Source organism: Actinocrinis sp. (assembly GCF_035946395.1).
GTDB lineage: Bacteria > Actinomycetota > Actinomycetes > Streptomycetales > Catenulisporaceae > Actinocrinis.
In genome coordinates this window covers 17903-27857 of the sequence record NZ_DASYZI010000423.1, presented here as the reverse complement: position 1 = coordinate 27857, position 9955 = coordinate 17903, and the positions used below count along the sequence as shown (strand labels likewise).

General features: G+C 69.3%; 9 protein-coding genes. 4 read left to right on the top strand and 5 right to left on the bottom strand.

Going from position 1 to position 9955, the window contains the following annotated elements:
• From VGS97_RS26745 to VGS97_RS26725, 5 genes are all read right to left on the bottom strand, one after another.
• Positions 1-626 (bottom strand): acetate uptake transporter (locus VGS97_RS26745; RefSeq protein WP_326856432.1); only part of this gene is annotated, 626 nt, incomplete at its 3' end.
• Positions 627-855: 229 nt separating this feature from the next.
• Positions 856-1668 carry a DUF6328 family protein gene (locus VGS97_RS26740; RefSeq protein ID WP_326856431.1) on the bottom strand — a complete coding sequence of 271 codons (813 nt, stop codon included), beginning with the start codon at positions 1666-1668 and terminating at the stop codon, positions 856-858.
• Between the two features lie 181 nt (positions 1669-1849).
• Positions 1850-2950, bottom strand: coding sequence for an FAD-dependent oxidoreductase (locus tag VGS97_RS26735; protein ID WP_326856430.1), 1101 nt, complete (start codon positions 2948-2950; stop codon positions 1850-1852).
• A gap of 218 nt (positions 2951-3168) precedes the next feature.
• On the bottom strand, positions 3169-4137 hold the full coding sequence (locus VGS97_RS26730; RefSeq protein ID WP_326856429.1) for a 2-oxoglutarate and iron-dependent oxygenase domain-containing protein: 969 nt from the start codon (positions 4135-4137) through the stop codon (positions 3169-3171).
• Positions 4138-4598: 461 nt separating this feature from the next.
• Positions 4599-4874 carry a hypothetical protein gene (locus VGS97_RS26725; RefSeq protein WP_326856428.1) on the bottom strand — a complete coding sequence of 92 codons (276 nt, stop codon included), beginning with the start codon at positions 4872-4874 and terminating at the stop codon, positions 4599-4601.
• Between the two features lie 546 nt (positions 4875-5420).
• On the opposite strand from VGS97_RS26725, the gene VGS97_RS26720 reads away from it, so the two are divergent.
• The 4 genes from VGS97_RS26720 to VGS97_RS26705 all read left to right on the top strand — a co-directional run bounded on the left by VGS97_RS26720 (position 5421) and on the right by VGS97_RS26705 (position 9919).
• Entirely contained in the window at positions 5421-6401 is a 981-nt protein-coding gene (locus VGS97_RS26720; RefSeq protein WP_326856427.1) for an alpha/beta hydrolase, read from the top strand.
• On the top strand, positions 6340-7167 hold the full coding sequence (locus VGS97_RS26715; RefSeq protein WP_326856426.1) for an SRPBCC family protein: 828 nt from the start codon (positions 6340-6342) through the stop codon (positions 7165-7167). The genes VGS97_RS26720 and VGS97_RS26715 overlap by 62 nt, the downstream gene beginning before the upstream one ends.
• 151 nt (positions 7168-7318) lie before the next feature.
• On the top strand, positions 7319-8464 hold the full coding sequence (locus tag VGS97_RS26710) for a GAF domain-containing sensor histidine kinase (RefSeq protein WP_326856425.1): 1146 nt from the start codon (positions 7319-7321) through the stop codon (positions 8462-8464).
• Between the two features lie 501 nt (positions 8465-8965).
• On the top strand, positions 8966-9919 hold the full coding sequence (locus tag VGS97_RS26705) for a hypothetical protein (protein WP_326856424.1): 954 nt from the start codon (positions 8966-8968) through the stop codon (positions 9917-9919).
• The last annotated feature ends 36 nt before the right edge of the window (positions 9920-9955 follow it).

Below are 9955 nucleotides of genomic sequence, written 5' to 3'. Positions count from 1 at the left end.
GCCATATCGTTGTGCTGCTCGCCCGAACGGGTGATCCGGCTCCTTCGCGTCTCTCTGATCACCGTGGAGAAGGATGCGTACCAGGCCAGGAGCGCCGTCACGACGCCGAGGTAGCCGCCGAGTCTGGTCATTTTGTCAGGTGCGGGGCCGTTCTGCCATGCGCCTATCGCCAGGCTGAGGAACGTCAGAGTCAGCACGACGAGCACCGCGAGCACGGCGCGGCTGGTGTTGAGCGCGGCGATCGCCATGCCGGCGGTGAAGACGAACCAGGCGAAGAGGTAGAGCGCGATCGTCTTGTGCATGTCCCCGGGGGCGCCGAGGCCGAGATGGCTGATCGCCCAGAAGCTCAGCCAGAAGGCGCCGAAGGAGGAGAACACCGTCGCCCCGAACGTGTTGCCGCGCCCGAATTCCCACATCCCCGCTAGGAGTTGCGCGATCCCGCCATAGACGAGCGCGAGGGCCAGGACGACGTCGACGCCGGCCGGTTCCTTGACGATCCCGGTGTTTCCGACGCTGAGGACGAGCGTGGTCATCGCGAACGCGGCTAGGCCGAGCGGGCCGGGATCTGCCGTCGTGCCGGGGGCAGGCAGCGGCGTTTGTGGTTCGGGGTGAGCGGTCTGACTCACTTGCTTTGGTCCCTTCGAGAGGCCGTGGGAGCTGGATGAGCTGGCGGACGGACGCAGGTCCGCCTCATTGAGATTTCCACCGCGCGCGATGCGCGCCGTTGGAAGCCGGCCCAATCCGCGGGGGCGAAACGTGGGCAGCTCGTCAAGCAGGCCACTGACGTGCAGACGGCGAGAGGCCGGGGCGGTGGTGACACCGGCCCGGCCTCTGTTCGGGATGAGACTCGGCGGCTCACCTGCCCTTCGGCTGCGGCGCGGCGTGGCGGCGGGCCTGCTTGATGGGGCGGGTACGGACCCACAGGGGCATCAGGTACCAGAGGCCGATGAACCAGACCAGCGTTCCAGCGGTGACCGACCCGGCCAGCGGCAGCCAGAAGACCGCGTGCAGGCCGAACAGCAGGGTGGACACGATGGAGCACATCAGCAGGGCCAGGCCGGACTGTACGCAGCGGCCGACTGCGGTGGCGATCTGACTCTCCGTGCGGTGGCGGAACGTCAGGTGGCGGAACACGGTCGGGGCCATGAGCAGGCCCATGGCCGACACGCTCAGGATCAGCGCGGTGAGGTAAAAGACGCGCTCGACATGGTCGAGGGTGTCGAACCGGTTGGTGAACGCCAGGCTCATCAGATAGGCGATCATGATCTGCGATCCGCCTTGCGCGATGCGGATCTCCTGGAGTAGTTCCGCGTATTTGCGTACCGGCTTGCTGTCGGTCGCATGCTCAGGCGCGGCGTGGGCCAGACCGTGGATGGCCGCGCAGGTTGGACAGTCGAGGTGGTGGTCGGCGTGGGAAGGAGAGACGGGGAGCACTGATCCGTTCGCGGTGGTCAGGTTCGAGGGCCGCGCCGGGGGCGTGGACGTGGGCATGGTGAGGGCGTGCGCCGCATACGAAACCTCGTCGGGGGCCTCGGTGACGGTTGAGGCGTGGAATGCGACGAACGACTGCGTGAACTCGACGATGGTCTGGTCCGCCGGCGCGGCGGCCGGGGCACGGTAGGCGTTGAACGGCCTGGTGAACTCGACGACGGGGGGATCGCCGGGCATCGCACCTCCTTGACGGTTTGTTTCCCAGCAGCGTAGGAGCGTTGTAAGCCGGTCGTAATTCCTCGTTCATACAGCGATAACCGGGTAGTAGTGTGCTCTTGACCACCCGGTCACTCACCGTAATCCGTCGCCGTTCAGCGGCGAGCAGCGCGACGACCGGCCCGGCCGCCTTGCCGGGGAGTCAGCGGGGAGCGAGTGTGCTGATGAGGCGGGTCACCTCGGTGGCGCAGCCCCAGGAGAAGGTGACGCCGGAGCCGCCGTGGCCGACGTTGTGCACGATTCGCGTGCCCGGTTCGACTTCCAGGCGCACGCCGCGCGCGCGGGCCGGACGCAGGCCGGTGCGCACCGGCTTGGGTTCGAGCAGCGCGGCCTTCTCCAGCACCGGCAGGAACTGCTGGCAGCGTTCGAGCATGTCGCGCAGCGGCGGGTGGTTCTCCAGGCTCAGGTCGGTGGCGGTCTCGCCGGGCTCGACCAGGCCGCCGAGCACCAGCCGGTCCTCGCCGCGCGGCACGATGAACACCATGTTCTGACCGCCGACGGTGTCGTCGAAGGCCATGGCGTGCGCGGTGGTGATCCTCGGCATGCCCACTCCGTCGTTGCGCACGTGGATCAGCGCGCCGCGCAACGGGTACATCGACTCCCCGGCCAGCTCGACGGCGCCCAGCCCGGTGCAGTTGACGATCGCGTCGGCGCGGTAGGTGGAGAGCAGCTGCCCTTGCTGCTCGACCAGCGGCCCCTCGATCGAGCCTTGCAGGATGACGCACCCGGCCCGGCGCGCCTGGTTCAGCAGCCAGCCCAGGTAGGCGTCGGTGTCGATCATCGGGGCCTGATAGCAGTAGGCGTCGACGGCGCCGGACCGGGGGCTGACGCCGTACTGGTAGATCAGGCCCGCGTCATGGCGGAAGCCGAGCACGCGTGCGCTCAGTTCCTGCATCTTGGCCAGCTGCTCGGGATCCTCGTCGACGGGTTTGCGGAAGTAGAACACGGCTTCACGCACGTGCACTCCGGTGGCCGGGTCCGCGGCCAGGTCGATGAAGTTGCGGTAGGAGTCCATGCACCAGTCCTTGGCCCGGACCACCGAGTCCTCGTCGCGGTGGTGGCCGCACACCGCCGGCGGCCATTCCCACAGCGCGCCGGCGATGACCGAGGTGATGTGCGGGGCGAAGGACTCGGCCACCAGGGTGACCCGGTACGCGGCTCGCCGGGCGGCCACGGCGGTCGTCAGACCCACCACCCCCGCCCCGATCACCAGCACGTGGGGGCTCGCATTGCGCTGTTGCATGACGGGTTCTCCTATCCGTACACGACATGGCCCGTTCGGGGCGCGACGACGCAGAGCGGATCGCCGGGCTGTTTCGCCGGGACCTGATTTCCGCGATCCATATGAGATAGATCACAGGGTTCTGCGTCGCCATTCACCGTATCCGGCACGATGCGGCCCTCCATGGGCCGACGACCACCGTGGAACAGGCTTTGTTGTGCGGATCGCCAGTCTGCGAATCAAAGATTCTCATTGCAGGCCAGGGCCCTGCGGAAGACGTCGAGCCGCCTTTCCGCGATGATGCGGCGCGAGACGGCCCGCGCGGGGAATTCGCGCAGGAACAGATTCGTCAGGTGCGTGGCGTAGTGCAGGCGGTCGTCGTCACCGGTCGCGCCGAGCAGCGGCTGCAACCGCACGCAGAAACGCGGTCCGTGGTGATAGGCCAGCACGTGCTGTTCCCGAGCGGAGCCCATCACCTTGTACGGCGTGGCGCTCACCCGGCCGCCGGTCAGGAACTGCATCGCCTCGCCGGGGAACACGGCCCACGTCCGCGCGCCCGCCTCCACGCGCTGCCAGCTGTTCTGATGGAATACATGCAAATGGGCCGCTACGTGTGGCACGGCGATCGTCAGCAGACCGGGGCTGCTCTCGATCCGCGCCGCCGGCGCGGCGTCCGGATCGGCCGGCCGCAGGGTGCGGGCGACGCGCAGATGATGCCATCCGTCGCGGCCCAGGTCGGTCAGGCTTCCGCTCGCAACGGCCAGGACCGGCTCCAGCAGCCCCAGCAGTCGCTGCGCGATCTTCCCGGCCACGGCCGCGAAATCCAGCATGCGCGTGCGGAACGCGTCGTACGGCCACGGCACCGGTCCGTGGCCCGGCCACCCGGCGAGCACCCGCGCGTCGTCGTAAGCCAGGTCCGGGCAGACGGTGAAGCTCTCCACGCCGCTGTCGGCTGCGCCGGGAACGTGCTCGCCGCGCGCCACGTATCCGCTGTACGTCAGGTCACTGACGAAGTACCTCTTCACCCGGTCGGGCAGCGCGAAGAAGTCCCGGCCCGCCCGAATCGCCCGGGTGGTGCCGTTGGCGTGCACGTCGTCGAGTTCGAGTTGGAACACGCCGTCGGTCTGCCACGAACGCAGCAGCGACGGTCCGAGGGAAGGGTCGGCCGGTGCTTCTGCGGACTCGATCGGCAGTCGGAAAGTGTGCAATTCGCAGACCTCGGATTTCGCTGGTGCGCCACCCGGCCGAACGGGGCGTGGTGCCCCGCTCCGGGACGGGATCGCGCGACGGAGGACCGCATCCCGGAGCGGGGTGGAAGGCGCCCGGGTTTCACGCGCTCCTCGAACCTGGCCGTGGCCGGCGGCGCACGGCCGGCCGGCGCGCAGCGGCGGACGAGCCGACAGCCGCCCACAAGGCCACGGTTGAGTTCGAAGAGCCGTTCTGCGCAGGTCCCGCGGAGTGACTCCGCTCCGCCGGTCCTGCCCGAGCGCCCTGCGGACCCGCGGGCGCCTACGGGGGCGGCGCCCCTGTCAGACACCGCTGGACACCGGCGCCCGCCGGGTCTCTGCGAACAATTCAAGCGGCTGCGGGACGTGCGCCGATTGTGCCCGTGCACAGTCGTGGGGCACGGGTCTGTGCGGTGGCACAGAAGGCCGCGACAACACGCGGATCAACATGGCGTCACGCGCCTGACGTAGATCGTCACCTCACGGCGCACCAGGAGGCTTTCGGGCAACCCGGCGCGTGGGGCCAGGTACAGCCGGACGAACTGATCCCCCGCCACAGCGCCGGCATCCACGCGCATCACCTCACGCAGTTCGCCGAAGTCGCGGATCATGTCGCCCGGGGCGACCTCGGCCGAACGCACCAGCAAACCGGCGTTGTGGGTGACGGGTGCGGTCTTGCTCGACGATACGGACATGCTGATCGTTCTCCCTACGGTCATGTGGCAGACAGTCGCCGTTTGCCTTCTCGATACTGAGAAAAGCGCGTGCGCGGTCCGCACGCATGGTGCGGACGCAGCGTTCGAAGGAGGGTTGACTGGCTCGCGGGACCAACCGCGGCATGATGACGCTCGGCGGACGCCAGGCGCACGCCCGGTGCCGGATCTGCCACGCCGAGCAGATCCGGCACCGGGACTTCGGCGACGTGCCGGCCGCGGCGCCCACTGCGCAGCCGTCGGCACGTCGCCCGGAGGCGGGGCTTGACGGTGCCGCCGCCCGGCGTCCCTGGAGAACGTAGGGACAGCTCGATCATGGACGGCCGAGCGGCCGGGTGGCAGTCGCCCTACGCCCATGGCAGAGCGGAATCGCCTGTGCACCGGCTGCGGTCGTCTCGTTCCGCGTCGGCCCGGCATGCGGAAACTCCGCGTGCGCACACCCGCTACCAGCCAGCTCGTTGCGATGCCACAACCGGGCCGCGCGGGGCGCCGGGGCAAGCTCGTCGATATGGAAGTCCGCGAAGCGGGCGACGAGATATGCAGGAGCCTGATATGCCTAACGGATACGGTCTGGACGTCGCCACCGCCTATCTGAGCCTCGAACGCGGTGACGGCACCATCGGCCGGATCGCCTACGACGACTGCGGCCGCGGGCCGCTGGCCGTCCTGGTGCCGGGCATCGGGGTTCCGCGGACCTCGTTCCGGCACCTCACGCCGCTGCTGGTGGATGACGGGTACCGCGTCATCACGGTCGACTACCGTGGTCTGGGCGAGTCGGACACCGGCTGGGACGAATACAGCTCTGCGGCGACCGCGCGCGACTTGATCGCGCTGCTGCACCATGCGGCCGGTGGACCAGCGCTGCTCTACTGCACCTCGTACGCGGCAGCGGCCGCGGTGCACGTCGCCGTCGACGCGCCGGAACTGCTGCGCGGGGCGGTGCTCGTCGCACCGTTCGTGCACGACGTCGCCGAGCCGGATCCGGTCGCCCGGATCGTCGACCGGCTGACGACCGTGCCCCGGTTCACCCGCAGGCTGTGGATGAGCCGCTTCCCGAGGATGTATCCGCGACCCCCGGCGGACTACGCCGACTTCCGCGACGAGGTCGACGACAACCTGCGCGAGCCGGGCCGCGCCGCCGTGCTCGCCAGGATGTGCGCGAGCACCCATGCCCCGGCGCTGACGAGGCTTTCCGAAGCCGCTGCCGGCGGGATCCCGTTCCTGGTGGCCATGGGCACCGCCGACGCCGTCTTCCCGGACCCGCCCGCCGAGGCGCAGTGGATCGGCCAGGCGCTCAGCGCGCCGGTGCGGATGATCGCGGGCGCCGGGCACCACCCGCACGAGGACGCCCCGCAGCGGATCGCGCTGCTGATCGAGCAGTTCGACCAGGGCGTGCCACGAACACCGGCATTCGCACGCGGGCAGCGCGCCGGTGCCCACTCGCGTGCCGGCCGGCGCCCTTGGCCGCCGGATGCCGCGGCATCTGCGCGGGATCGTCCGCAGGCAGGCGCCGACGGCGTCCGGACGGATTGACATGGCCGAACACGCTCACGACAGTGTGTTGATCCACGCGTCCATGGACCAGGTGTGGCGCGTGACACGCGACGTCGCGTCGTGGGCGGTGCTGTTCGCCGAGAACGTGGGGGTCGAGATGCTCGGACGCGACGGGGGTCTGATGCGCTTCCAGCTGACCGTGCGTCCCGATGACGTCGACGTGATCACAGGGCGGGTGGCTGAGGGCACACTCGACGAGCACACGCGAACGGTCACTGTGCGCCGGCTCGACCTCGGTCCCTTCGAGTCGATGGACCTGCGATGGCAGTACGTGCCGGAGGGCGGCGGTGTGCGCGCGCACTGGACGCAGCGGTTCGCGGTGAAGCCGGTCGCCGGTGCGGATACCACTGTGGCCCGGCGGTATCTCGAACGGCTGGCTGGCTTCGAGATGGCGAATTTCGCGTTGTTGGTCGAGTCGCGAGCCGGCCGGCCCGTTTTCCGCGTACTGGCGCGGGTGTCCGTGGTGCCGGGCCGCGAGCCGGAGTTCGAGCGGCTGTGGCGGCAGACGGCGCAGAGCCGCGCTCAGCACAACGCGAGCGTGGGGCAGGCGCTCATGCGCAGCCACTACGAGAAGAGCGTCTACTACACGATCAGCGACTGGATCGACGAGGCCGGGTTCCGGGAGTTCGAACGCAGTGACGCCCACCTCGCGCAGCTGCGCCTGTTCGAGCCGGTGAGGTCGTCCGGCTCGGTGGTCACCACGGAGGTCGTCGCCGAGGTGACCACACCGTTATCGGGCGAGTGAGTCTCAGTGCACGAAGAGTGGTATACAAATTCTGGTGCGGACTTCCGGGAAATGCTGAGCGAACAGAGGACGAACATGCGTCCGCACACGGCGTGTGCGTGATCCGTCGTCCGTGACGGACGGCCGCGTCTCTCGGACGGAGGTTGTGCGGATGGGTCTCGGCGGGCGCGAGTCACGAGAGTTCGAGCGCGAATACGCGCAGATCCTCTGCCTACAGGATCCCGAGGAGGTCTTCCGCAGGTCCGCGGCGCTCGTCGTGCAGCTGACCGGCCTGCCGATCTCCTCGTTCGGGGGCCTCGACACCGCCGACGAGATGCATCTTCGGCACACCGTCAACGCCGAGGCCTTCGAGGGCATGGTGGTGCCGCTGGGCGCCGGGCTCGGCGGGAAGGTGCTGTTGTCCGGCCGCCCCGACTGGGTGGCCGACTACACGGCCTCTGATTCGATCACCCACCACTTCAACCGGCAGGTGCTGGTGGAGAGCGTTCGCGGGATGGCGGTCGTCCCGATCGTGCACGGCGACAGGGTGTTCGGCTGTCTGTACGGGGCGAGCCGCGACCTCACCGTGTTCGGCGACGAGATCGTCGCGGCGTTGCAGCAGATCGCGGACCGCGCGGCCACCGCAGCGGTGGTGGTCGAACGCAATCGGCGGGCGACCGAGGCGGCGCTGGCCGAGGAGCGGCGCCGACTCGCGCTGGAACTGCACGACACGGTCGGCGCCGCGCTGTTCACGATCGGCGCCGGGATCCGCGGGCTCGGGACCGAACTGCACGCCCGCCCCGGCGTGGCCCGGCGGATCAGGATCCTGGCCGACCAGACCGCCGACGCGTCCGTGGCGCTGCGCAGATCCATGCGCGCGCTGAGCGAGTCCGCCGAGCAGATAGCGCTCAGTACGGCGCTGCGGCAGGACTGCCGGGCCTTCCAGGAGCGCACCGGCGTCCATGCCGCGCTGATCCTGCTCTGCGACACCCCCTCGCTGCCCGAGGCGGTGGTCGATGCCGTGACGCGCGCGGTACGCGAGGCGCTGCTGAACGTCGAGAAGCACGCCGCGGCCAGTTCGGTGACGGTCAGCCTGTTCACCGCCCCGGGCCGACTGATCGTGGCGGTCTGCGACGACGGCCTCGGGCTCGCCGCGCAGCGGACGGCGGGCCTCGGACTGGCGGCCGCCGCCGAGCGGCTGAGCAGGGTGGGCGGCGATCTGAACGTCGGCCCGGGAGACGACGGCGGAGTCACCGTCCAGGCTTGGGTACCGATGCGCGCGCCGGCCTCTGCTTCTACGGACCTGATTCCGCGATGACGGCTCTTCGGACGTGACCGTGGCCTCGTGTGCGGCTGTGGGCTCGCCCGCCGCTGCGCGTCGGCTGGCCCTGCGCCGCCGGCCACGGCCGAGTCCGAAGAGCAGCGACGAGCCAGGGTGCGAGCGCGGCAAAACGACGCGGTCGGCCGCGTGACGCCGCGCCTCGTGGGCCGGTGCACATCCATACCGCAGACCGCTGTGATGCTCGCCATATTGTGTGAGTGCTCTCATTCATGTTTCGATGGGAGCCGGGTCGAAAAGCGATCGGCATCGATTATCGCGGGATAAGTCACGCCGGTTCGCACGTACTGGATTATGCGGGGCAAGGCGCGAGCCGGGAGCGGCGGGTCGCGTATGCGGGAACATCCTTCGTGGCGAATGCCAGACCTCTACTTCCCTGGCACGGGCCATGATCTACCGCCGGTGAATCGTTTTCCCTCTCTCGTCGCGGTTTTCCGTCCGAACGGATTCCGCGTCGATCGACCATGTCTTGAGGATGAGATGTCCAATTCAGGTTCCACCATTGTTCGAGGGGCCGCGCGGGCACGCCGCTGGCTCAATGAGGCCGGGCTGCCCTATAGCGACGAAATCGAACTGCGGCCGTCGAATGCGCAGTTCGCCGACGGAGGCCACTACGGCGTAGAGGTCCCGGTCGTGAACAACTTCAAGGTGCTGGAGTCCACGCTGCGGCTGCTGCAACAGGAGGGCCTGCCGGTCACCCGGTTCAACGAGACGCTCGGCGCGTTCCTGCTGTCCGACTCCGAGGTGCAGGACATGCTCGACCTGTGCCGGGAGAACGCCGTCGGGATGGTCTTCGCCCTCGGCCCGCGACCGGAGTACGACCGCAAGGCGGCCTTCTACCGCGGCGGGTTCGGCGCCTCGCAGGGGCGCAGGGTCAACAACAACGACGCCCTCGCGGTGTCGGTCGAGGAGGCGCTGCGGCTGACCGAGTTCGGCTGCCGCGGCCTGATCGCCTACGATCTCGGCGTCATCAGGCTGCTGTCGGACCTGCGGGCCGCCGGTGCGCTGCCGGCGGACCTCGTCATCAAGGCCTCGTCGCACTGCATCGTCTCCAACCCGATGACCTCGCGCGTCTACGCCGAGAACGGGACCGACAACGTCACCACGACGCACGACCTCGGGCTGGCCGTGCTCCAGGAGATCCGCCGGGGATCGCCGCAGCTGGTCATGGACGTCCCGACCGACGTGTACGGCAGCAAGGGCGGCTTCATCCGCTTCTACGAGACACCCGAGCTGGTGCAGATCTGCTCGCCGATGATGCTGAAGATCGGGGCCAGCGCCCAGTCCCACCCGCACGATCCGGTCAGTGAGAACACCGTCCGCCAACGCGTGCAGCGCGTCTCGCTGTGCCTCGACTACCTCGCCAAGTCCGGCATCGACGCGAAGTACATCAGCAGCCTGTCGCCGCAGCGCTGCGTGCCGGTCCAGGTCTGACCGCCCCGGGCGCGGCCCGCGACGAACCGTCCGGGC

Bases quoted from the DNA above. Each gene is read 5' to 3' on its own strand.
- VGS97_RS26720 (WP_326856427.1), top strand. From the start codon at position 5,421: ATGCCTAACGGATACGGTCTGGACGTCGCCACCGCCTATCTGAGCCTC.
- VGS97_RS26715 (WP_326856426.1), top strand. From the start codon at position 6,340: ATGCCGCGGCATCTGCGCGGGATCGTCCGCAGGCAGGCGCCGACGGCG.
- VGS97_RS26725 (WP_326856428.1), bottom strand. From the start codon at position 4,874: ATGACCGTAGGGAGAACGATCAGCATGTCCGTATCGTCGAGCAAGACC.
- VGS97_RS26705 (WP_326856424.1), top strand. From the start codon at position 8,966: ATGTCCAATTCAGGTTCCACCATTGTTCGAGGGGCCGCGCGGGCACGC.
- VGS97_RS26740 (WP_326856431.1), bottom strand. From the start codon at position 1,668: ATGCCCGGCGATCCCCCCGTCGTCGAGTTCACCAGGCCGTTCAACGCC.
- VGS97_RS26735 (WP_326856430.1), bottom strand. From the start codon at position 2,950: ATGCAACAGCGCAATGCGAGCCCCCACGTGCTGGTGATCGGGGCGGGG.
- VGS97_RS26710 (WP_326856425.1), top strand. From the start codon at position 7,319: ATGGGTCTCGGCGGGCGCGAGTCACGAGAGTTCGAGCGCGAATACGCG.